Source organism: Nostoc sp., assembly GCF_036919595.1.
In the GTDB taxonomy this organism is placed as follows: domain Bacteria; phylum Cyanobacteriota; class Cyanobacteriia; order Cyanobacteriales; family Nostocaceae; genus Nostoc.
In genome coordinates this window covers 12,470-35,215 of sequence record NZ_JBALCO010000039.1, presented here as the reverse complement: position 1 = coordinate 35,215, position 22,746 = coordinate 12,470, and the positions used below count along the sequence as shown (strand labels likewise).

26 protein-coding genes are annotated in these 22,746 nt (G+C 40.6%); 11 read left to right on the top strand and 15 right to left on the bottom strand.

Annotated features, from left to right (window positions below):
• Positions 1–486: 486 nt before the first annotated feature.
• Positions 487–669 (bottom strand): CsbD family protein, encoded by a 183-nt coding sequence (locus tag V7K21_RS05165; RefSeq protein ID WP_273764618.1) that lies wholly within the window; start codon positions 667–669, stop codon positions 487–489.
• A gap of 328 nt (positions 670–997) precedes the next feature.
• Between V7K21_RS05165 and V7K21_RS05160 the strand changes: the two genes are divergently transcribed.
• Both V7K21_RS05160 and V7K21_RS05155 read left to right on the top strand, forming a co-directional pair.
• Positions 998–1,885 carry a TIGR02587 family membrane protein gene (locus V7K21_RS05160; RefSeq protein WP_335172156.1) on the top strand — a complete coding sequence of 296 codons (888 nt, stop codon included), beginning with the start codon at positions 998–1,000 and terminating at the stop codon, positions 1,883–1,885.
• Positions 1,882–2,277 carry a TIGR02588 family protein gene (locus V7K21_RS05155; protein ID WP_335172154.1) on the top strand — a complete coding sequence of 132 codons (396 nt, stop codon included), beginning with the start codon at positions 1,882–1,884 and terminating at the stop codon, positions 2,275–2,277. Before V7K21_RS05160 ends, V7K21_RS05155 begins: the two co-directional genes overlap by 4 nt.
• A gap of 130 nt (positions 2,278–2,407) precedes the next feature.
• Here V7K21_RS05155 and V7K21_RS05150 read toward each other — a convergent pair whose 3' ends face one another.
• The 3 genes from V7K21_RS05150 to V7K21_RS05140 all read right to left on the bottom strand — a co-directional run bounded on the left by V7K21_RS05150 (position 2,408) and on the right by V7K21_RS05140 (position 4,619).
• A complete protein-coding gene (locus tag V7K21_RS05150) occupies positions 2,408–3,175 on the bottom strand; it encodes a ChaB family protein (RefSeq protein WP_335172152.1) in 768 nt (255 codons plus the stop codon).
• Positions 3,176–3,326: 151 nt separating this feature from the next.
• Entirely contained in the window at positions 3,327–3,866 is a 540-nt protein-coding gene (locus V7K21_RS05145; protein WP_335172150.1) for a Dps family protein, read from the bottom strand.
• A gap of 396 nt (positions 3,867–4,262) precedes the next feature.
• Positions 4,263–4,619, bottom strand: a complete 357-nt coding sequence (locus V7K21_RS05140) for a hypothetical protein (RefSeq protein WP_335172148.1) — start codon at positions 4,617–4,619, stop codon at positions 4,263–4,265.
• A gap of 875 nt (positions 4,620–5,494) precedes the next feature.
• On the opposite strand from V7K21_RS05140, the gene V7K21_RS05135 reads away from it, so the two are divergent.
• Both V7K21_RS05135 and V7K21_RS05130 read left to right on the top strand, forming a co-directional pair.
• Positions 5,495–5,659, top strand: coding sequence for a hypothetical protein (locus V7K21_RS05135; protein WP_335172146.1), 165 nt, complete (start codon positions 5,495–5,497; stop codon positions 5,657–5,659).
• Positions 5,660–5,672: 13 nt separating this feature from the next.
• Complete coding sequence (locus V7K21_RS05130) at positions 5,673–6,182, top strand: GNAT family N-acetyltransferase (protein ID WP_335172144.1); 510 nt, start codon at positions 5,673–5,675, stop codon at positions 6,180–6,182.
• Here V7K21_RS05130 and V7K21_RS05125 read toward each other — a convergent pair.
• On the bottom strand, positions 6,136–6,402 hold the full coding sequence (locus V7K21_RS05125; RefSeq protein WP_335172142.1) for a type II toxin-antitoxin system HicA family toxin: 267 nt from the start codon (positions 6,400–6,402) through the stop codon (positions 6,136–6,138). The two genes, V7K21_RS05130 and V7K21_RS05125, sit on opposite strands and share 47 nt — an antisense overlap.
• 78 nt (positions 6,403–6,480) lie before the next feature.
• Positions 6,481–7,590 (bottom strand): glutamate--cysteine ligase, encoded by a 1,110-nt coding sequence (locus tag V7K21_RS05120; RefSeq protein ID WP_335172140.1) that lies wholly within the window; start codon positions 7,588–7,590, stop codon positions 6,481–6,483.
• Between the two features lie 562 nt (positions 7,591–8,152).
• Between V7K21_RS05120 and V7K21_RS05115 the strand changes: the two genes are divergently transcribed.
• Together V7K21_RS05115 and obgE are read left to right on the top strand one after the other, a co-directional pair.
• The gene (locus V7K21_RS05115) at positions 8,153–8,830 is read left to right on the top strand and encodes a Mo-dependent nitrogenase C-terminal domain-containing protein (RefSeq protein ID WP_335172138.1); all 678 of its coding nucleotides are present in this window, start codon (positions 8,153–8,155) and stop codon (positions 8,828–8,830) included.
• Between the two features lie 73 nt (positions 8,831–8,903).
• A complete protein-coding gene (obgE, locus tag V7K21_RS05110) occupies positions 8,904–9,932 on the top strand; it encodes a GTPase ObgE (RefSeq protein WP_335172136.1) in 1,029 nt (342 codons plus the stop codon).
• On the opposite strand, the gene V7K21_RS05105 is transcribed toward obgE, so the two are convergent.
• Positions 9,925–10,128 (bottom strand): hypothetical protein, encoded by a 204-nt coding sequence (locus V7K21_RS05105; protein WP_335172134.1) that lies wholly within the window; start codon positions 10,126–10,128, stop codon positions 9,925–9,927. The genes obgE and V7K21_RS05105 overlap by 8 nt on opposite strands.
• On the bottom strand, positions 10,071–10,400 hold the full coding sequence (locus V7K21_RS30595) for a PAS domain-containing protein (protein WP_442948849.1): 330 nt from the start codon (positions 10,398–10,400) through the stop codon (positions 10,071–10,073). Before V7K21_RS30595 ends, V7K21_RS05105 begins: the two co-directional genes overlap by 58 nt.
• Before the next feature lie 547 nt (positions 10,401–10,947).
• Here V7K21_RS30595 and V7K21_RS05100 point away from each other — a divergent pair.
• The 3 genes from V7K21_RS05100 (at position 10,948) to V7K21_RS05090 (ending at position 12,786) form a co-directional block, all read left to right on the top strand.
• A complete protein-coding gene (locus tag V7K21_RS05100; protein WP_335172132.1) occupies positions 10,948–11,553 on the top strand; it encodes a vWA domain-containing protein in 606 nt (201 codons plus the stop codon).
• Positions 11,554–11,758: 205 nt separating this feature from the next.
• On the top strand, positions 11,759–12,364 hold the full coding sequence (locus V7K21_RS05095; RefSeq protein WP_273764637.1) for a vWA domain-containing protein: 606 nt from the start codon (positions 11,759–11,761) through the stop codon (positions 12,362–12,364).
• Between the two features lie 26 nt (positions 12,365–12,390).
• Positions 12,391–12,786 carry a salt stress protein, Slr1339 family gene (locus tag V7K21_RS05090; RefSeq protein ID WP_335172130.1) on the top strand — a complete coding sequence of 132 codons (396 nt, stop codon included), beginning with the start codon at positions 12,391–12,393 and terminating at the stop codon, positions 12,784–12,786.
• Positions 12,787–12,797: 11 nt separating this feature from the next.
• Here V7K21_RS05090 and V7K21_RS05085 read toward each other — a convergent pair whose 3' ends face one another.
• Positions 12,798–13,139, bottom strand: coding sequence for a winged helix-turn-helix transcriptional regulator (locus V7K21_RS05085; protein ID WP_335172128.1), 342 nt, complete (start codon positions 13,137–13,139; stop codon positions 12,798–12,800).
• Positions 13,140–13,501: 362 nt separating this feature from the next.
• Positions 13,502–14,245, bottom strand: a complete 744-nt coding sequence (locus V7K21_RS05080; protein WP_335172126.1) for a ferritin-like domain-containing protein — start codon at positions 14,243–14,245, stop codon at positions 13,502–13,504.
• Between the two features lie 172 nt (positions 14,246–14,417).
• Here V7K21_RS05080 and V7K21_RS05075 point away from each other — a divergent pair, with 172 nt between their 5' ends.
• Positions 14,418–14,984 (top strand): thermonuclease family protein, encoded by a 567-nt coding sequence (locus V7K21_RS05075; protein WP_335172124.1) that lies wholly within the window; start codon positions 14,418–14,420, stop codon positions 14,982–14,984.
• A 137-nt stretch (positions 14,985–15,121) separates the two neighbouring features.
• On the opposite strand, the gene V7K21_RS05070 is transcribed toward V7K21_RS05075, so the two are convergent.
• Genes V7K21_RS05070 through V7K21_RS05060 form a run of 3 tightly spaced genes read right to left on the bottom strand, consistent with a single transcriptional unit; the run spans position 15,122 to position 17,076 of the window.
• Positions 15,122–16,003: a carbohydrate ABC transporter permease gene (locus V7K21_RS05070; RefSeq protein ID WP_335172122.1), complete on the bottom strand. Its 882-nt coding sequence runs from the start codon at positions 16,001–16,003 to the stop codon at positions 15,122–15,124.
• Positions 15,958–16,503, bottom strand: a complete 546-nt coding sequence (locus V7K21_RS05065; RefSeq protein ID WP_335172120.1) for a hypothetical protein — start codon at positions 16,501–16,503, stop codon at positions 15,958–15,960. Before V7K21_RS05065 ends, V7K21_RS05070 begins: the two co-directional genes overlap by 46 nt.
• A gap of 51 nt (positions 16,504–16,554) precedes the next feature.
• Positions 16,555–17,076, bottom strand: a complete 522-nt coding sequence (locus tag V7K21_RS05060) for a hypothetical protein (RefSeq protein ID WP_335172118.1) — start codon at positions 17,074–17,076, stop codon at positions 16,555–16,557.
• Positions 17,077–17,548: 472 nt separating this feature from the next.
• Between V7K21_RS05060 and purN the strand changes: the two genes are divergently transcribed.
• Positions 17,549–18,208: a phosphoribosylglycinamide formyltransferase gene (gene purN / locus V7K21_RS05055; RefSeq protein ID WP_335172116.1), complete on the top strand. Its 660-nt coding sequence runs from the start codon at positions 17,549–17,551 to the stop codon at positions 18,206–18,208.
• A gap of 492 nt (positions 18,209–18,700) precedes the next feature.
• Here purN and V7K21_RS05050 read toward each other — a convergent pair whose 3' ends face one another.
• Both V7K21_RS05050 and V7K21_RS05045 read right to left on the bottom strand, forming a co-directional pair.
• Positions 18,701–19,564 (bottom strand): isocitrate lyase/PEP mutase family protein, encoded by an 864-nt coding sequence (locus V7K21_RS05050; RefSeq protein ID WP_335172114.1) that lies wholly within the window; start codon positions 19,562–19,564, stop codon positions 18,701–18,703.
• 112 nt (positions 19,565–19,676) lie between these two features.
• Positions 19,677–22,253: a GAF domain-containing protein gene (locus V7K21_RS05045; RefSeq protein ID WP_335172112.1), complete on the bottom strand. Its 2,577-nt coding sequence runs from the start codon at positions 22,251–22,253 to the stop codon at positions 19,677–19,679.
• Between the last annotated feature and the right edge of the window lie 493 nt (positions 22,254–22,746).

Sequence of the window (22,746 nt, the reverse complement as noted above, 5' to 3'; positions counted from 1 at the left end):
TGTTATTTCGGCGAACTCATTTGTTATTTCGGCGAACTCATTTGTTATTTCGGCGAACTCATTTGTTATTTCGGCGAACTCATTTGTTATTTCGGTGAACTCATTTGTTATTTCGGTGAACTCATTTGTTATTTCGGCGTGTGTATAACGCACCCTAAGAAAGAAACTACTAGAATTGAAATCTATGCTAGGTCATACTTGTGTGTACACCGTTGCCTAAAAGGAGAGAGGTCAAAGTGTATTGCATACATAGACGCGTAGCGGCTACTCTGCGAGAACTCTAAAAGCGAACCCGCAGGGTACGAGCGATCGCCATAGTTGAATTACTAGCAAAATCATGGTTAGAGGCAATTTCTCAATCATTCACCTTTTCAGATTTTACGTAAACAAAAAAACTCCACTTCCTAAAAGTTAGTGGAGTAAGTAATCTTAGACTATCAGTAATGAATCATCGCTAATATTGCTATTTGCAGTGTTCAAACTAAATTAGTCTATAGCTTTCTTAAGTTCGTCTTTAATGTTTTCTACAGTGTGAGTAGCTTGAGCTTCAGCTTGCTTTGCCTGTCCTTCAGCTTTATCTTGTGGATTACCGGTTACTTCACCTACAATCTCTTGGATTTTTCCTTCAATATTTTTTGCAGTAGCTTCTACTCTTTTTTCGGTACTCATGGTTTTTATTTCCAGCTTGTAGTTGATTAAGCTACTACATAAACTAACAATAGCGAATTATTTTTTACTTCCATCAACCGATAGAATAGTTGGATATATTATATTATCTTGAGACAGATACGGAGTATTAGAGGAGTACGTAACGTAAAAAATATGAGTATATTACAAATAAGATATATATTATGAAAACTTGCGGTGTCCAGATCCTCGACTTCGTAAAAGTTGTCGGGGATTTAAATTTTCACGAATGATTTAGGACTGCTACATGCATCTTCATAGAGAATTAGTATAAGTTAAAACAAATTTTCAATAAAAGGAAAGTAAAGGAGTGGTAACAAAACGTCAGAAAAATGTCTGGATGAATGCAATTAATGACATCATTCGGGGTGCTTGTGGAGGTTTTTTATTTGGCATACCTTTACTCTACACAATGGAGGTTTGGTGGATTGGATCACTGGCAAAACCACAACTGATGATGATGGCGATCGCATCGATGTTTATTGTGGTTTACTTGCTCAATCAGACAGAAGGCTTTCGGAAACGCAGATATGGCTGGCTAGATCATCAAGCCGCAATGGATACCGTAGAAGCGATCGCGATCGGACTAGCTTGCTCTGCCTTTGTGCTGCTACTATTGCGAGGATTAACACTAGAAACTTCCCTAAAGGAATCTTTAGGGAAAATCATCTTTGAAAGTGTGCCCTTCGCTCTCGGTGTAGCATTAGCCAACCAGCTTTTGGGAGATACCAGAAATGGCGATCCAGAAGGACAAGCAACCGATCAGGTAAACAGCAAAACTAATAACAAAGAAGATGAGTTACAGGCCACCTTTGCCAATGTGGGTGGAACCCTGATTGGTGCAACTATAATTGCATTTAACATTGCTCCAACAGATGAAATTCCTATGCTAGCAGCCGCAGCCTCACCACCTTGGCAATTGGCAATGATCGCCACATCTTTGCTGATTTCTTATGGGATTGTATTTCAGGCAGGCTTTTCTAACCAGCAAAAGCGTAAACAGCAAAAGGGAATTTTCCAACGACCATCGAGCGAAACCATCATGTCTTACCTAGTGTCACTGCTAGCAGGCGCTTTCATGCTGTGGTTCTTTCAAAAATTAACTTTTAACGATCCTTGGACAATGTGGTTAGATCACACATTAATTCTGGGATTACCTGCAACTATTGGCGGTGCAGCCGGGAGGTTAGCAATATGACTAAAACAGAACAGCAACCACGCTCTATTGCAGAGTGGGTAACATTCAGCGTTGCTTCACTTATCCTAGCAATCATTGTGAGCCTGGTTGGCTACACTTGGCTGAACGAAAAGAATCAACCTCCCATCCTTTCTGTTACCAAAAAAGAAACAATTCGGGAAATTAATAGCCAATTTTATGTTCCTTTTGAAGTTGTGAACACCGGAGGAGATACAGCTGAGTCAGTTCAGATTATGGCTGAGTTACTGATTGACGGCAAAGTTACAGAAACAGGAGAGCAACAGATCGACTTTTTATCTAATGGTGAAAGGGAAGAAGGTGCATTTGTGTTCAGCCAGAACCCACGCCAAGGTCAGTTAAACCTGCGTGTTGCTAGCTATAAATTGCCTTAGTAAAGATTTAAAACCGCAAATAAACGCGGACTAACATAATTGATTCTAGGGTAAGCATCTCCCCGCCCTTAATTAAACACTGGCAAGATAGCCACCCAATAAAATTGGATAATTTATTTATTAAAAATCCTTAAGCTTTAACCTTAGCTTTTGACCAAACACCATTTTCATCTTCATCATATTGCTGATGAACAGACTCCCAAGCAGCTTGTTCAGCTGTGAACTCGTCATTTTTCTCATTGAAGACGGTGTTATAACGCTCAATGAATGTACTCTGAGCTTCAGCAGAAAGATGAGCGCGAACTTCAGGAGACAAGTCTTCTGGGCTGTTGCATTGTCCAGGACAAGGGCGAGCAAAGGTTTTTTCAATTGTGTGAATTTCTTCAGCACCAGCACTTTCGAGCAGCAATTGAAATTCGCCAGCGCGATCGCTCCCAACTTCTGCCATCACTAAGAAGTCGCCAGCTTGTAAGCGGGTTTGGTAGATAGCCGCTTTATCTTCTGGCATCCCTAAAGTAGTTAGAACCGATACTAAACCAGCCCCGGCACTACCTGCGATCGCTCCACTGGCAGCCCCCAACAGCACTGCACCAATAGGACCTGCTGCCACGATTGGACCGACAAAGGGAATAAATAGTACGCCCACACCCGTGAGTAAACTGAGAAGGGAACCAAACAAGGAACCAAAAACTGCCCCTGTTCTCAAACCTCCCAGAATCACATCCTTTTTTGTAATAAAGCCAGCAATTCTAGTTTCTGACTGGAAGTTTCTGCCCATGACCGAAATATGATCTCTAGGCACACCCCTGTCTAATAAACGTCGAATCACATCATCAATTTGCTTCTGTTCTTTAAATACAGCAGAGATAGTACGTTCTGCTTTATATACTTCTGGCACTTAAATAGTCCTTATAATATGTTGTTTTTGCAATAAATATGGTCAAGAGGTAGATGCAGCCAGATTAATCCTTTCACACCAATTAAGGGAGGAATCAATCCTCCCTTAACTGGTTCCACAGACAGCCATCCTCAAGTGATGACGTTATGAGCTACACACCAACAGGAGTCTTAACCCCTGCTGCTGGCTGTCTACCATCTGCGTCTAATGCTTCCCCTTCAATAAATGAACGCAGCATCCAGGCTATTTCCTCATGCTGTTCCAGGAGTCCAGTTAAAAAGTCAGCAGTTCCTTGATCGTGGAATTTTTCACCCGATTGATCCAAATGATCCCTTAAATTCCGAATAACCTGCTCGTGATCATCCACTAGATTAGCTACCATCCCTGTTGCTGTGGGAACACTACCAGCATGTTCCTTGAGGGTAGCAATCTTGAGAAATCCCTCCAATGAGCCAACTGGAAAACCACCCAAAGCACGAACCCGCTCTGCCAAAGCATCAATATTTAGAGTTAGCTTTTGGTAGTGTTCTTCCCAAAGCTGATGCAAAGAGCGGAACTGAGGACCGACGACATCCCAGTGGTACTTTTTGGTTTTCACCAATAGTAGATAGGCATCTGCCAAATCTTGATTCAACAGATTAATTACACCTTGACGCTGTTCGTCTGTCAAACCAATGTTTATCGCACGCATTATTTTCCATCCCTAAGCAAACTTATCTATTAATTTACCAAATTTTTGAGATAATCCACATCAACCAAAGGAAATATTATGAATTGAAATTAGTTATCACATCCATAATTATACTTATGTCTAAATAGGTAGTATAAAACCAATATTTTAGTATTTAGCGAACTTTATTGATTTTTGCAGCTACAATCATAAAAATATTAAGTAAATATTATTATACATTAAGACATTTATAATTCAAACTATCTAAACGTCCTTTACCCAAAAATACTCAAGCTGAACATAAGTTTTATACTTAATTGAAGTTGCCAGCTTGATATTACTAGTTAGTAATGGGTCACTGCTTTTATGCAATCACCCATCACTACCAAAAAATTACCAAAAAAAGTATTAAATCTGTTACTTACCTCTAATCTTATCCAAGAAATTCTTTACATTTGTTTCCGCTGTGGTTGAACTCTGGGAATTTTCCGGACGCTTTTGTTTGTCAATATCAGCATCTCCCTGAACCTCATTTAGTCCTTTGTTGGACTCCTTTTGAACCTTTTCTAATCCGGCTGGTGGTGCTTGAGCGGCTTCGTCAGTTTTGCGCTGAATGTCAAGCAGTTGTGTAGTAGCTTCGGTCGGGTCACTTTGGTAGCTATCGATCGCAAAAGCAGGAAAAGCACTAGATAACAATAGTAAGGCGCAAGTAAAAGCCACAACGAGAAAACGTACTGGACTTAAGAGAGATAAAACAGAAGCAATAATCTTCATTTGAAATCCTCGATAACAGCTTTAAAAACGCAGAACTTTTACTGAAAGAGCGCAAACTCATTACCTTATTTGGCAAATTTGAGCAATAATAAAAATAGCAAGCTACGCTTCAATCTTGAAGTTCTTCAAAAACGAACCTGATGAAGAAACTGTCTTTGTACTTATGCATCGAATTAGTAAGGGATAATAAGCAAATACCACCTTAATTCTTTAGCAAAATCATTACATTTTATATTGACATTCTTCTTTGAAGGCTCCCTGTTTTTACTTTTACTTTGAAAACGCTAACGCCTGCATCAATCTCTAGAATGAAATTTACTATATCTTTAGTTGCAATAGAATCAGTCTCTAGGTATATCGACTTAATCTAGTTTTGGTAGGTGAATGGCTCTATTATTTATGTTCAGTCAACTTGACTTTATGCAATTAGTAGAAAAGGGAGCATCCCAAATGTGCAAAAACCTTGATAGCCCTCATCTCCTAACCCCGAATCCCAAACATGGGAGAGGGGCTGAGGGTGAGGGAAAAAGTTAAGCAAAATTGGGATGCTCCCTTATAAAAGAACATCCCAATTTTGCTAGAACATGTTTGTGATTGCGAATGACAGCGTAGTGTTCGCGTAGCGTTTCGTAGTATCTGGCGATTGCTTTACTTACGTTGCGATCGCAATCACAATTCCTTGGGTTTGATATAAATTACACGTTTGGGATGCTCCCCATTAGAAAGACTTTTGCAGAATCTCGCGTTTACTGCTTATTCATGTGAATATTTTAACAGATTAAATCCGGTAAATCGCTAAATTTACCGGGTTTTTTGCAAAAAACCGATAAAAAGCACTTATGTTATACAAATTTACACAGCAAATTTAGGGATTTATGGCAACCCGTGTGTTAGTTAAACAAGAACCAACTATTAGTGCGGTGGGCTTTGATGTCAGAAACAGGGATTATATTATCATTCAAGCTAAAGCAGTCAGCCTGTGTACAGGTGCTTGGGCTATACCAATGTCAAACAATCATTCACTTCTCATAAAAAATTGATTTAGTGAAAAATATGCAGTTAATTGATACATTTACTACTCACCGCCTGTTTGCTGAACGTCTGCGATTTAAGCATTTGAATGAACTTCATCGGATGCATCAAGACTCGCAAGTTATGGCAACTTTAGGCGGCGTTCGTTCTGATGAAGAAACACGGCTTTTTATTCTAAATAACTTGAATCATTGGCAGCGTTATGGATTCGGATTATGGGTATTTCGAGACAGAATCGATAATCAGTTTGTTGGTCGTGCTGGACTTCGCAATACTGATGTAGAAGGTAATAATAAAGTAGAATTAGCTTACGCTCTAATAGCTAAATTCTGGGCGAAGGGGTTAGCGACAGAAATGGGTGAGGAAATATTGAAAATTGGTTTTGAACTACTGAAGTTGCCAGAAATAGTTTGCTTTACTCTCACGACTAACCAAGCGTCACAAAGAGTTATGGAAAAGTTAGGGTTTCAATACGAGCGTGAGATTATATACGCAAGTTTACCCCATTTGTTTTACCGCTTAACAGTTTAAGTACAAAAGAGTTAATTAAACCATTTTCTACTAATACTCGATGTACAGCTGCCAAATGCACGGGCTGAACATACGCCTGCTGTTCGTAAGGTGGTAAGATGACTAAAGTTCCCGACAATGGATACTGATAAACTTGTTGAAAGCCAGCTGTTGGCACTTTTACAAAACCTATGTTTAAAAGCAATTCTTTTAGGTCAATAAACTGAATATTTTTAACCATTATGACGAATCACTGCCTTGAGCTGCTTTAAAATATCATTCCGGTATCTGGCAAATCTCTGGCTATTCGGGAAAATTATCAAGCAATTTCAGCATGATAAGTCTGCTTTATTACCTCTTCTATTGAACTTACGTGATGGAACATTTCTATTAATTCATGGGATCTTGTTTTTCGCTTCGCCAGCAGTACTTTTAACGGACTTAAATAATGAACATCTGGATCATCTTCCAAGGCGACTTCGGCTGCTTGTAAGACTTTTGTCGCATTTCCAAAAATATCCTCGTTGTCAAACGCTTCTTTTGCAGAAAGTTGATGTAACGCTGCATCGGGTACAGTTGCTCTACCCAGCAAAGTTTTATCTAACACCAAACCTTTCAATAGTGTCAGCAAAGCTGCATATATTAAAAAATCATCACAACTATCACAAGCCTTAAATTCGATGCGTCCCACTTCAGCTGGAATGCGGGCGATTTTTGTCAATGAAGGTATGCTATTAATCAGTTGTTCCTGTTTTTCAATAAAAACCAGAACTGCTGGTCTTTTTCCGGTTCTGATAAATGTTCTTACCGATAACCCATCCCATAAACCTCCGTTATAAAAAGGGGAACTATAACTAAAAGGGACGATATAAGGACTGTAATATGTTAACTTTTTACCAATATCAATCACACCTTCAGTAGATAAATCTGCCACTGAAATATTTAAATCTGGACCGTATGTAACCATGTGAATATTAGCAGTTTGTTCGTCAGGATAAGCCTCTAGCTGTTTTATTTCATAATCGTTTAATGGGGGTTGAGGCTCAAAAACCAGATTGTAGGGATTAAAACTGACCAAAACAGGTGAGAAACCAAAGTTAGCAGCAACTTCATGTAGCAAGTCAAAACTTTCTGATAATTCAGTAATAGCGCCTTTAATATCAGAATGTATAGTTGTTCTAATTTCGATACCTTTAGCATGACAGTCTATCACCTTGTCGGAATCTGCGAATCTTTCAAATCCCTCAATGTACCATCTCTTTATCTTAATACCAGCATTACCGATGCGTAGTTGAGGATAGTCGCTGGGGTATGTAGGTAGCCTTTCAATAATTTGATTGAAATTAGCAAATTTTGTCTGGGAAAAATCAGCAAACTTTCCTTCTTTGTTTAGGAAAGCGACTTCATGCTCAATGCCAAATAAGAACATTATAAATCTACCTTAATTACAATGATTTTGACTCACTCCAATTGGGATTCTTCCATCTTTAAAACTGTGAGGGCTGTTACAACGTTTTTACCAAACAGGATTTGAAATCCAAAATATAAAATTTACTCAACCTAATTTAATTAGTGCCAATTGATATAAAGAAGAAAATATATACGACTATTTAGCAATAGTGACTTTACTCCTATCAGCATCAAATGCTGCTTAAAATTAGGGATTATATATGGTGCGATGGCGTCTGCTTCATTGTTATCCAAAGGAGAATTAGTTACAATTCTTGTATAATACCGATAATCACTTTAATTTGATTCATAAATTTAATTATAAAAATTCTCAAGATTACTCTCAGACGGATTTTACCTTAAGATGGATTGTTGCGATTTGGAAATTTCTCTGGTTTACGCCTTTATACACAAGGCGTTTGCCCTTGGCATTGGTGGTGCGATCGCACTTTCTTGATTTTTCTCTGCTGTCCCTACCATCCTCATAGTCACTGGGTAGGCTAGCTTAGTAGTGACTGAGGAAAGCTACCAGACGTGAGTTTATGACAAGTACCGTTCAATCCCCCTATAGCAGCGAACAGATTGCCGCTTGGTTGCGTGGACTGCTCACCATTGCTTGGGCAGATGGTAATTTTGATCCTCAAGAACAGGAATTAATTGCCAGGCTCACCAAAGATGAATTAGCTCTTGGGATTAAATGGGACTCACTAGAGATAATTACGCCAGAGGAATTAGCCCCAGTCTTGGGTAAAGGTACACCAGCAGCGGAAAATTTCTTAAGGACAGCGATAATGGTAGCGATCGCAGATGGTACTTATTCTCCCAGCGAAGATCAGGTTTTGCAACAGTTCTGCCAATCCTTAGAACAGCCAGAGAATTTACTCGAAGCCCTTCGCCACACCCTAGAACAGCCACTGCAAATTAACTTAACGATCCCCAGCCCTAGACTTACAAAGCGTCAAATTAATGCACTACACCCCCTGCGCGACTGGCTCGATCGGCTAGATATCCAAGACCCAAGAGTAGCCCGCTTTTTGTGTAAAATGATTCCCTCTCAGTGTCCCTTTGAGCGGGATGTCACTTTATTTGGACGTAAGATTGTCCACATCCCACCGATGTGTAAAATTAACCCATTATATGAGCAACTGGTGGGCTTACGTTTCCGTGCCCTCTCCTATCTGGCAGATAAATGTGGTGAAGATGTTTCACCATATATTTAGTTAGAGTAAGAAGTGAGAAGTTATAATTTTAACTCCTAATTCCTAACTCCTCACTTCTCACTATTATTTAAGTATGCAATTTATCGACCAAGCAGAAATTGAAGTTGAAGCTGGTAAGGGCGGCGATGGTATAGTCGCTTTCCGGCGTGAAAAGTACGTGCCGACTGGTGGCCCCTCTGGTGGTAATGGGGGACGAGGCGGTTCAGTATTGTTCATTGCCGATGAAAACCTGCAAACCTTGCTAGACTTCAGATACAACCATCGCTTTCAGGCAGAAAAAGGGACTCGTGGTGGCCCAAATAACTGCACTGGAGCAGCAGGAAAGGATTTGCTCATCGAAGTTCCTTGTGGTACAGCCATTTATGATGCTGAAACTAGCGAATTGCTGGGGGATTTAACTGAGCCTAAGCAGACTTTGCGGATTGCCCAAGGTGGTAAAGGCGGCTTGGGAAATCAGCATTTCTTGAGTAACCGTAACCGCGCCCCAGAATACGCCCTCCCAGGATTACCAGGGGAAATAAAGCAGCTGCGTCTGGAGTTAAAACTTTTGGCCGAAGTGGGGATTATTGGCTTACCAAATGCTGGTAAATCCACTTTAATTTCATCTTTATCAGCTGCACGTCCAAAAATTGCAGACTACCCCTTCACTACCCTCATCCCAAATTTGGGTGTAGTGCGGAAACCTAGTGGCGATGGTACTGTTTTCGCCGACATTCCCGGACTAATTGAGGGAGCAGCTCAAGGAGCAGGGCTGGGACATGATTTCTTGCGCCATATTGAGCGCACACGGGTGTTACTTCACTTAATTGATGCTACTAGTGATGATGTGGTTCGAGATTATAACACAATTAAGCAAGAATTACAAGCCTATGGACGGGGTTTAGCAGAACGCCCACAAATTTTGGCACTTAACAAAATTGATGCAGTTGATCGGGAAACTGTCGATTTTGAGGCGTTAGCTACCCAACTTAATCATCTCTCTTACGCCCCGGTTTTTGTGATTTCAGCAGTTACTCGCACCGGGTTAGAGCCGATGTTACAGGAAATCTGGAGAATTCTCGACCAAATGAAGGTTCTTGAAGAAGTAGAGGTATTTAGATAACTACTAATTCATAATTCATAATGACGAGGAAAGAGTGATTCGTAATTACTACTTCTAGAAGGGAAGTGGTGTTGGCAGCGGAAATACTTTGTTTTTTACTCATGGTATGGTAAGAAAGCTCATCGCGCAGTGTGCCACTCACACCCAGAACTTTTCCGGCTTCATTCTGTAAAATGATGTCTCGAATACTACCCACCAGAAATTTATTACCAGTCTCATCTTCAAAGCAAGACTTTTTTGTAGAGATGAGATGGTTATACCCTGAGCATCGGTAAAAAAATCCTGGTTCTCATTAGTAATATTTGTGGTGAAAACCAGTTCATCTTGTTGCCGGAACACATCAGCTTCTGCTTGAGGAAAAAAATCATAGTCTGACTTGCCAATTAATTTTTCTCGGCTATGACTTACAAAATAACAGTAGGTATCGTTAAGTAATACCCAGCGATGTTGACGGTCTTTGACAAAAATTGGTTCAGATATACCATTTCATCTGATGCAGAAATGTCGGCGAAAAGTTTTACTGCTGTGTGTTTTGTTTTTGTGCGGGATTATCTAAAAATCTAGGATGGTTCATACCAGAATTTATCTCTAAAATTAAGCAATAAAGAAACCTCTCTCTAGTTTTACTACGAAAAATTGCCCCTCTCTGCGTCGGAGAGGGAGAGACTTGAACGAAAATTCAAGCCAGCGAAAGGTTTGTCAAATTCAGGTTTATTTAGCTCCGTGTGTCAAGATGAGTAGTATTTATTATTCCCACACTAAATATGGATGTAACAAGCAAAGCAATGTCTAACTTTTGGTGTTTTCAGTGGATTTTGGGCTGAGGACTAGGAAGATTATTCTTTGCAGAACAAAGACACACTAGCGATGCCTGCGGCGGGCTACGCCAACACATTGATCATCTGTGGCATGGTTTTTTTAAGTAGCAGAATTAATACAAAAGCTTAAAAGCCTTGCTTACTAGTAAAAAAACGGAGTTAGACTAGAATTACAGGGTAATAATCATCGGAATATTATGATGAGCGATCGCGACTACACATTAATCATTGATAAAAGCGGTAGTATGTCCACGCCCGACCAAGTGGGTGGTAGAAGTAGATGGGAGATAGCCCAAGAGTCTACTCTGGCTTTAGCAAGAAAGACCGAACAGTTTGACCCCGATGGTATCACTGTTTACTTGTTTTCCGGTAGATTTAAACGCTACGATGATGTCACCTCAGCCAAAGTCGCACAGATATTTCTCGAAAATGACCCTTCTGGGACGACAAATTTAGCAGGTGTACTTCAGGATGCCCTAAATAACTACTTTCAACGCAAAGCTGCCGGTAAAAGCAAGCCAAACGGAGAGACAATTTTAGTTATTACCGATGGTGAACCAGACGATCGCAAAGCTGTGTTTGAAGTCATCATTCATGCTACTCGCCAGATGGAACGTGATGAAGAATTAGGAATTTCGATCATTCAAGTAGGTTCAGATGCCCAAGCAACTAAGTTCCTCAAAGCTTTGGATGACCAGTTGCAAAGTGTCGGCGCTAAATTTGATATTTGCGATACCGTCACTTTAGACGACTTAGAAGAAATGAGTCTTGTAGATGTATTGACGAACGCAATCACTGACTAATGTGTTGCTCATCCATAGTCCAATAAGCAATTATAGATTTTAAATTTTGGATCGAAGGATTCAAAATCAAAACCTGGTTTCAGAGCAACTAGTTTCAACTAGGGAAAAATCCTAAATCCCAAATTCCTTTACCAAGACCCTACTTTTAGGTTAACAGTTAATCTAAAATATAAAATTGATTGATTCTTAATTGGAGAATTGAATAATGCTAGAAAATCGTGACTACACCTTAATTATCGACAAAAGCGGCAGCATGGCAACCCAAGATCAAAAGGGTGGTAGAAGTAGATGGGTTGCAGCACAGGAATCTACTTTAGCTTTAGCTAGTAAGTGTGAGCAATTTGACCCAGATGGCATTACTATCTATGTATTTTCTGGTAAATTTAAACGATACGAAAATGTGACATCCAACATAGTAGCGCAAATTTTTAGAGAAAATGATCCCTCTGGTACAACTGACTTAGCAGGTGTGTTAAAACACGCAACTGATGATTACTTACAACGGAAAGCAGCCGGTCAAACAAAGCCAAATGGTGAAACAATTTTAGTGGTTACTGATGGTGAACCGGACGATCGCAAAGCAGTCATGAAAGTAATTATTGAAGCTTCTCGCCGTATCGATCGAGATGAAGAATTAGCAATTTCCTTCATTCAAGTCGGCACAGATCCCCAAGCTACCCGCTTTCTCAAAGTCTTAGATGATGAACTCCAAAGTGCTGGTGCTAAGTTTGATATCTGTGACACAATTACTATGGAAGATATGGAAGATTTGAGTCTGTCGGAAGTGCTGCTCAATGCCATTAATGACTAGCTATAACATTTATAGGAATTACAAAAATGGATTCCATTGATAAGCTGTTAGCTGAACTGCAAACTGAATACAAACAAGTACAACCTCAACAGCAGCAGTCAAAATCAGCCACAGCCAAATCCTTTATCCCACCGTCCCCAAAGTCGGCATCTTTCATAGATAGGCTTTTGGCAGAAGTTCAGGCTGATTTTGCCCAACAGGATGCTGCTATTGAGTTAAAAAGACAGCAAGAATTAGAACAGGAACGAGTTCGACAAGAACAACTCAAAGCCAAACAATTAGAGGCTTTGCAAGTGCAGGCGAAAGAATGGTTAGCTAAAGTAGATCCACTTTCGTCTGATGGACTTTGGTTTGAAAGGTTTGCTGGAAGTTACTCCTCAAAATTAGAGGCAGCGATTGAATATTTACGTAACGATGAATAAACAATTCAATATTAATGGTGATTTGTTTGAACTGAATGTTGAATAGCCCATTCATGCATAGCATAGAGAATTGGTTGTAAAGTTTCTCCTAAAGGCGTCAGTGAATATTCCACCTTAGGCGGAATTTGAGGATAAACTTCTCGATGAATAATGCCGTCTTCCTCCATTTCTCTGAGTTGCTGGGTCAGCATCTTTTGCGTAACTCCAGGTAAAGCCCGTTGCAACTCACCAAACCGTTTGACGCCAGTCATTAATTCTCTAATAATCAAAACTTTCCAGCGTCCGCCAATCACCTTTAGGGTAGTTTCTACTTCACAAGTTAGCCTGCGATGGTTTTCTGCTTCAGCTTTCATAATTTTTTTGTAGGAAGAACCTAACTCAGGTTTACTGGGTAGTACCGCTAGTTATCTGATTATTGCTTGTTTTAGGTTTTCCGTAACTAATGTTTGCTGATTTTTCTTAATTTCTTTAAGAATACTTCTCGCCAAAGAACTCACCACGCGAGATAGTCATTACCTCCAAATCCATGCCAAACTCGTTCATGATGGTGACTAGAGCCTGACCAGCAAAATACGCCAAAAAACTACTAGTATGCAGCAACTTGGAGCTAAGAAGCTTCAAAAATCTCAGGTTATGTTAAGGAATATAGAAACCCCTGGCTAACGAAAGATTGAGTCAGGGGTAGTTAATTATTAGGTACTCAAGATACCTATAATTACGTAGCTACCAACTCAGAATCGATTTCCGATGGCGCACTATCTTGGACTAGCGATCGCGTTTCGCCATCGCGCTGGAGGATACCACCAACCATTGCCAAGATGGCGTTTACCTTGCGGGTTCGCCACATATCTACGAGTTTTTGCACTTCGGTTGCAGACATCCGTCGCATCATCGCTTCGTAGAGATAAGCAGCATGTCCAGTTTCATCTTCGGCAATATTTAGCATTCCTAACTTTAAGTTCCGAGCGGTTGGCTCGTGATCAGGTAATACTTTCGCCATTCGCTTAAAGTCTTTGCTAGCATCTAACTCCAGAATGTATGTGCTAGCCATAAACACATTCCAATCAATCACAGCAGGTTTAAGCTGTTCTTGAGGGTAGCCCTCAAAGAAAGCTGCAAAAAAGGGACTACGCTGTTGTGATTTTTTTCTAGATGGAGTTTGGGGTTGACGCTTGAAATCTATAACTTGTTTATCCAACTGTTGTAAGGCGTGGGCAAAAGTTTTACCATGCCTAGTTTCATCTGATGCATGTTTTGCTAGTTTTTCCGCTAGCCATGTATCGCCTTCAGCAGCTGCGCGATCGCCAAGTGCAGTTAAAAACGGCACAGAGCCAGATTCCGCCAACTGAAACCCCGCAAGGATGTTGGGGCGGGTTTTCAAATCACGAATTTGAGCAGCAGAGTAATAGGCAAAGACACCTGAACCAGCTAGATGCAGAATGTGAGTCAAGAAGTTCATCAGGAATTCCCGCTGACAATTGGAAGGTTACAATTCTTATACTAATCCGCATTTTCTATTCGGTTGCCACCAGAGGGTCTTACCATTTGGGATTTTAAATTGCCTAGAGTTAACAAATATATCTTTGCATTTTGCTAATATCATCCCACAGAGGTAATGCAGGTGAGTTTGAATGGAGAAATTAACTAAACCAGTGCGATTTTGGCTTTGTGCAACTATCATGATTTTGGGTTTGATCGGCTGCGATCGCTTTGTCAGTACTTCTGGAGATGCGGTTGATCGGGTGAGTGATGGCGATACTATAGTAGTGAAAGATGCTGATGGCAAAAATTTTACCGTGCGCTTTGCTTGTCTAGATGCGCCAGAAATAGCTCATACTAACAAAGAAAAGCAGAGTAAACGCATTAGCGATCGCAATCAATTTACTTGGGGTGTAAAAGCCCAACAACGAGTACAACAACTGGTACAGCAAGGAGGCGATCGCGTGACATTGAATATCACCGATAGCGATCGCTATGGACGCAAAATTGCCGAAGTCCGGTTAAAAAATGGCACTTTTGTACAACAGGTATTGTTGCAAGAAGGGTTGGCAAAAGTGTATCGTCCCTATTTAAACAAGTGTCCTAGTAAAAACTTAGTTCAACAAGCTGAAGTTGAAGCGAAGCAGCAACGCCTTGGCGTTTGGAGTGATACTAAATTTGTTAATCCTTGGGAATATCGCAGCCTATATAAGAAGTAAAAATTCCTAACTATCTTATGTGAGGGGATTTAAACTGTTCGACTGAGCGCCTACGCCAAAACCCCAACTAGAACTCTAAATACTTGCAGTAGCACTGGTTACAAATCCTTTTTAATTATGAATTAGGTTGATAACCTCTACTCCTCACCCCAAGTTTGTAGTTGCAAATAGACTAGTACCAACGTCACTGCTAGTAATACCGTCGCAGCAGCTGCTGCATAACCAAAATCAAACTGACCAAAAGCCTCTTGGTAAATGTAGTAAACTAGCAAATTAGTCGAATTCAGTGGGCCACCGCTAGTCATCACATAAACTTGCTCAAAACTCCGCAATGTAAAAATCGCGGTAGTGATGATTGCAAATATCACAGTTGGGCGCAATCCGGGCAGAGTAATATACCAAAATTGTTGCCAAGCATTTGCTCCATCCAAATCTGCTGCTTCATAACGACTGGGAGGAATTGCTTGCAACCCTGCTAAAAAAACCACCATGTTGAAACCTAATTGTTTCCAAATACTCATTAAAATAAGTATCGGCATAGCCCAAAATGTGTCTCCTAGCCAGGGTATGGCTGAAATGCCGAAAAAATTTAAAAGTCCGTTAACTGGCCCTGATGTTTGAAACAGCCAGCGAAATCCCAAACCTGCTGCCACAAGTGAGATAATTGAAGGTAGAAAATAGGCACTTCGCAGGATGCCCCGCAAGGGAATGGAGCGGTTTAATAGTACTGCCAATCCCAAGGAGATAACTAAACTGGGAATGATGGTGGCAACAGTAAAATAAAAGGTGTTACCCAGAACTTGCCAGAAGTCGGGGTTAAGTAGCAAGCGCCAATAGTTTTTTAAGCCTATCCAATAAATACCTTTTAAGGTGAAACTACCAGCGGTGAAACTAAGGTAAAACAAATAGGCGATCGGCCAAATGATAAAAACGCCCAACAAAATTAGTGCTGGTGTGAGAAAAATCCAAGCAGCTATTGTATCATTATCCAACCACGACTTAGTATATTTTTTTTGCATCTATAATTAGCTGTTATGAGCTTTTGCCCTAATTCTACCCTTAGCTTGGTTTCTCCCAGTATTAGCGATGTATGCCGACAAGTCGCCTCGGTAATTATGGCTTCTGGGAATGGCAGCAATTTTGATGCAATACTGCGTAGGTTTTGCCTAAAAAATAAAAATGTGTCGCACCTCTGTACTTGATTGCAGTGCGACAAAGTTTGAAGTACTCCAACACGACTTTTAAGTACCTCAACACGGCTTTTAAGTACCTCAACACGGCTTTTAAGTACCTCAACACGACTTTCAAGTACCTCAACACGACTTTCAAGTACCTCAACACGACTTTCAAGTACCTCAACATGACTTTCAAGTACCTCAACATGACTTTCAAGTACCTCAACACGACTTTCAAGTACCTCAACACGACTTTCAAGTACCTCAACATGACTTCGAGGTATCTGTATGCTGTGGAATAGCTGAACTTCTGAGGCGATCGCTTGGGTAAGCTCTTGGTTCATAATTATCTTTACTTGGAGTCTTTACTTAAAATAAGTTTTGTGATTAATTGTTCAAGGGTAGAATGGTTCTAACAAATCATATTCTTTCCAATTGTCAATATCAATCATTACGCCGTCTAAAAATTTCTGCTCTTTTCGCAACCAACCTCCAAGCTCGAAGAAGACGATTAGCGGTTCGTAGGGATCGGGGAGATTAAACTGAGTAACCTCTCTTTGGTTTTTAACACCTGACCAACGTACATACCAAAGAGATGCAATAGTAGTGTAAATGTTCACACGTTCTTGCAGAAACACAGTAATTTCTGCAAGAACGGATTCGGAAATTTCCTGCTCACCAAATATTTCGATAATAACTGGTTCGGAAATTTCCTGCTCGCCAAATATTTCATCAACTATGCTGATAAATGGCCATTTCTGATCCGCATTTAAAGCTTTACCCCAGAGAGCCATCCGACGCAGCCATTCACGCACCAGAAGCTTACAAGTTTCTTGATTGTAATCATATGAATCGTTAAACCACTTTACTTGCTTAAGCCGTTGAATAGCTTTATTAATTTCGTTTTCACTATCCATATCTAATTCCTCCTAAATTTTTGGGCAACCCGCACAGTCACTGCCTCCATTTCACAGCACCTACAAAAAATAGTGATCGCAGCTACTCCTTGACTGCTTAATGGCATAAATGCCTGTAATGATTATGGAGCATAGCGAATAGCTTTTCTTAGTGCCATTCGACCGTTTAACCTTAAACTCAATTTCAATAATCTTTTGGTAAAGACTATCTAAGCTCTCAATGCTAATTTTGCCGTCTTTTTTTATCTTTTTGATAACGGCTAACGTTCCTTTGATACTCAAACCAAGTCTTTTTACCAATGCGTATATCCATGTTCTGCTGTGCGTAGGCGTAGCCAGTCGTAGACATCGCACGCAACAAGGATGAAATTCTATCTATTTATGTGAGAAAAATCCAGGCAGCTACTGTATCGTTATTCAACCACGACTTAGTATATATTTTTGACATCTATAATTTTTCCTCTTAGCTGTTATGACCCTGTGCCCTGATTCTACCCTGAGCTTGGTTTCTCCCAGCATTAGCGATTGCCAACAAGTCGCCCCTTTAAAACTGGGAATTATGGCTTCTGGGAATGGCAGCAATTTTGATGTAGTTGCCCAAGCTATCCAAGATGGGCAGCTAAATGCCCAAATTCAAGTTTTAATTTACAATAATCCCTCGGCGAAAGCAGCTGTAAGAGCAGCCTATAGAGGTGTAGAAGCTGTTTTATTAAATCACCGCAACTATCAAAGCAGAGACGAGTTTGATGAGAAAATTGTGCAGACATTGCGGCACTACGATGTGGAATGGGTGATTTTGGCAGGTTGGATGCGATTGTTAACGTCAGTTTTCATTGATGCCTTTCCTGAGAGGATTATTAATATCCATCCTAGTTTGTTACCTAGTTTCAAAGGAATTCATGCTGTAGAACAAGCCTTGGCATCTGGAGTAAAAATCACTGGTTGTACAGCGCATATAACTTGTTTAGAAATGGACAGTGGCCCAATATTGATCCAAGCCGCAGTACCAGTACTGCCGAATGATACAGCAGAAACACTCCACGCTAGGATTCAAATTCAGGAACATCGGATTTTGCCACTGGCGATCGCTCTGGCAGCTTCTTCGTCAAAAGTTACACTAAGCCTAGCGTAAAAATACATGATGTTGTTGGCGATAAGAAAAGAACCCCACCCCCAACCTATCGGTGATAGTTTAAGATAATTTTACTTTTGTCAATTAGAAATTATGCTGAAAATTTAGGATAAAGACAGGTATGAAGTTAACTCTTGTACTGAACTGATGCGGCAAGAATGAATCATGCGTATCAAGATTAAGCGCTCGCCTGCTCAAAAATTGTGTTTCCAACCCCGATTTCAGTACTATTGCTTATTGAGAAATGCTATTCGAGCTTAACCTCTCACGAATGCCCCCAACCCCTCCCCGCTCTTCGGGGCTACCGTGTATACACAAGTCGTATTATCCCCCTTAATCCCCCCGATGTATTGGGGAGAGATCGGAAATCTGTTTCCCTCCCCTTTCTAAGGGGAGGGTTAGGGTGGGGTAAGATGTTTTTAACGATAATATAAAAAGTCATAAATGAACAGCTAATACTTTGTTGCATTTGGGTATGACGAGGAAGAACAGTCATGATTTAAACTTCTGTTCTATTTGCAGATATTGAGGAACGCCGACGAGTTTTTGAAAATCTTGAAAGCTAACCAAATTAGGTAATTCAGTAGTGCTTCCTTGTTCTTTTAAATGAAGAAAACAAGCAGTCATTACCTTTGTGACAGCTAGGAGGGCAGTCAGAGGGAAAAACACAATTTTGAAGCCCAACTGTTGTAACTTTGCTGGAGAAACTTCGGGAGTTTTACCACCTTCAACGATATTAGCTACTAGTGGCACATCCGGGAAAGCTACGGCGATCGCTTTTAATTCTTCAATAGACTGGGGAGCCTCTACAAATAGTATATCTGCACCAGCGGCAATGTAAGCCCGACCACGAGCGATCGCTGACTCTAAACCTAGTGGCGCACGGACATCAGTGCGAGCAATGATCACCAAACCGCTATTACACCGCGCCTCCACAGCTGCCCTGATTTTACCAACCTGTTCCGCCTGGGAAATAACTCGTTTGCCCTCAAAGTGTCCACATTTTTTCGGCCATTCTTGGTCTTCTAGTAGTACACCAGCCACCCCCAACTGTACAGCATCCTTAATCGTACGGACAACATTTAAAGCGTTGCCATAACCAGTATCTAAATCTGCAATTAGGGGAATATTTACCGACTGAGCAATTCGTCCCACACTATAGAGCATTTCGGTAGCAGTTACAAAACCGTAGTCTGGTAAACCCAGTGTGGAAGCGGCAATCCCAAAGCCACTTGTAACCACTACTTCAAAACCTGTCTGTTCAACTAGCTTGGCTCCCAGACAATCGTAAACACCTGGGATGATGATAATTTCAGGACGTGTAAGTAACTGCCGCAGTTTTTCAGAAGAAGACATAAAAAATTCAAAATTCAAAATTCAAAATTGCAGAAACTTGAGTAGGACTTACGCACATTCTACGAATTTTCGCTAATAACGGCGGTACTTTTGCTACTCTCTCACAAAGCTATTAACCATTAGCTTCAGCAGCTTCATACGCTTGTAAGAGCCTAGCATGATCGAGAGTAAATCCTACTTGCATGGCTATCTGGGTAAATAAATCAATCTCAGGCTGTTGCCAATCACGGGGACCAGAACACTGATGTGCAATTAACAAGCCAAATACCTGCTCATCTTTGATAATGGGTGCTACTAAATTTGCTTTCACACCAAAAGATTCGAGCAGGCTAATGTGACAATCAGCCAAATCAGACTCATAAATGTTGTTGATTGCGACAACGCGACCAGACTGATACTTTTCTACATAGCCTTGAGTAAAACAGGAGTCGTGGATTTTAGCCCGCAAAACTTTGGGATAACCTGAAACCACTGATTCGGCAATTATAATTCCCAACCAATTAGCGTAAAAGCTATAAACCAGTACTCGGTCAGTACTAAGTGCTTTGCGAACCTCTTCTACGGTGGTTTTGATTACATCCTCTTCGTTGAGCGATTGGCGAATGCTGCGAGTAATATCCACTAGTAACTGACTTCGCATCCTTTCAGCTTCGATTCGTTGCAGGAGTCTTGCATGGTCGAGAGCAAATCCCACTTGTATAGCTATCTGGGCAAATAAATCAATCTCAGGTTGTTGCCAATCACGGGGTTTGGAACACTGATGTGCAATTAATAAGCCAAATAGCTGTTCGTCCTTGAGAATGGGGGCTACTAAATTTGCTTTGACTGCAAAGGATTCGAGTAGGTTAATGTGACAATCAGCCAAACCGACTTCATAAATGTTGTTTATCGCCAGAACGCGACCAGACCGATACTCTTCTACATAACCATCAGCAAAACATGGGTCTTTGATTTCAGCTCGCAAAACTTTTGGGTAAGTGAGAACAACTGATTCGGCAATCACAGTTCCAGACCAATTAGCATCAAAACTATAAACCAATACTCGGTCAGTACTCAGTACTTTCCGAACCTCTTCTACAGTGGTTTTGAGAACATCCTCTTCGTTGAGCGATTGGCGAATGCTGCCGATAGTATCCGCCAGTAACTGACTTTGCACACCTTCAGCTTCGACTCGTTGCAGGAGCCTGGCATGGTCGAGAGCAAATCCCACTTGCATTGCTATCTGGGCAAATAAATCAATCTCAGGCTTTTGCCAATCACGGGGTCTAGAGCATTGATGTGCAATTAATAAGCCAAATAGCTGTTCATCTTTGAGAATGGGGGCGACCAAATTTGCTTTGACAGCAAAGGATTCGAGTTGGTTAATGTGACAATCAGTTAAATCGGTTTCATAAATGTTGTTCGTAGCTTGAACACGACCAGACTGATACTTTTCTACATAGTCCTGAGCAAAACATGGGTCTTGGATTTCAGCTCGCAAAACTTTGGGATAACCTGGAACCACTGATTCGGCAATCACAGTTCCAACCCAATTAGCATCAAAACTATAAACCAGTACTCGGTCAGTACTCAGTGCTTTGCGAACCTCATCTACAGTGCTTTTGAGTACATCTTCTTCGTGGAGCGATTGGCGAATGCTGCGGGTAATTTCGATAAATACCTCAGCTCTATCTGCCTTCGTATCTACCTGTTCTAAAAGCTTGGCGTAGTCAAGGGCAAATCCCACTTGCATACCTATCTGAGCGAATAAATCAATCTCAGACTGCTGCCAATAGCGAAGTCTAGAACACTGATGTGCAATCAATAAACCGTATAGCTGCTTGCCTTTGAGAATAGGTGCTACTAAATTAGATTTGACACCAAATTGCTCCAGCAACTCAATATCACCATCATTGAGATCGGCTTGATAGATATCATCAATAGCACGGATGCGACCATTATGGTATTTTTCTATATACCCTGCCTCGAACCAAGGGTTAGAGATTGTAACCCCTAACATTTTCGGTAAACCAGCTGCTACTGATTCAGCCATAAAGGTTCCATTAGTGTTGGAGTTAAAGCAAAAGATGGTCACGCGATCAATGCTTAAAGCTTTACGAATTTCCTCTGATGTAGTTTTTAGAACATCCTCTTCATTGAATGATTCTCGAACCCAACGGGTAATTTTCATCAATAGCTGGGAGTAATCAGCTTCGGCTTCTTTCTGCTGTCCCAAAACTGAAAGCAGCTCTGTGAATAAGTTGATGTTTCTCTCTAACATCACTAATTCATCTTCGCTAGCGATGAAAGTTTTAGTAAAGTCACTGTCTGGACGTAGCTTATTTTTGATAATATTAGAAGTTATAGCAGCTTTGCTAACTCGACTAATAGCTCGATTAGCCATAAAAGTTGCGATCGCACCTGCCAAAATTGCTGTTCCCCCCATAGCAGTTAACAAGAGTGACAGTTGTCCCTGTAGAGCAAGTTCAGTTTGTGTTGAACTTTTCAGACTTTCTTGTTTTACTTGCGGAATTTGTTTGGTAATTAAATTAATGCCATAGTAGTAAGTAGCTGTTCCAATTGCAACCACAGGAAGGACACTGATGCTTAGTGCCCAAACTATTGCTTTAGTCTTTAAACTCCATTTTTGTTGCCACAGCTTTTGTTGACGATTTTGTCTTGCTTGGGTTTGAGAAAAAGACTGACTCATAAATGAAACCTAGATTCCTGCAATTCAGAATCAAGTAAATAACTTCACCACCAAATTCTACATAAAATTTCTTAAATAAGGACTGGCTTTCAGGAGTATTTTGAGGCACTAACTTTTTACGTCATGCTCCATAATACTTTTGTTGGCTTTGACCTCAAAAAATCTGGTCTGATTAACGGGCTTGTTAACAATAAAATGGTGATCGCTTTGTTTTAATGTCTTATTTTCTCATCAGGTGTTGCGGTTTTTTGCAAGACAGTGAAACAATCTTTCTTTTTAAACAATAGTTATACAATAGTTATACAGAAGTTATACAGAAGTTATACAGAAGTTATACAGACTTCTCACAGTTAGCCTCCCCCGTAAGAAAGGCAAGGAATAATGCGAAAATAAGCCTTTAAGCGCTTGACAGGAGATAAGCTTAGTAGCGTCCAGCCTCTGGCTGGAAATGCTCTTCAATTGCGGCTCTGCCGCTAGTCTTGAGCGAAGCCGA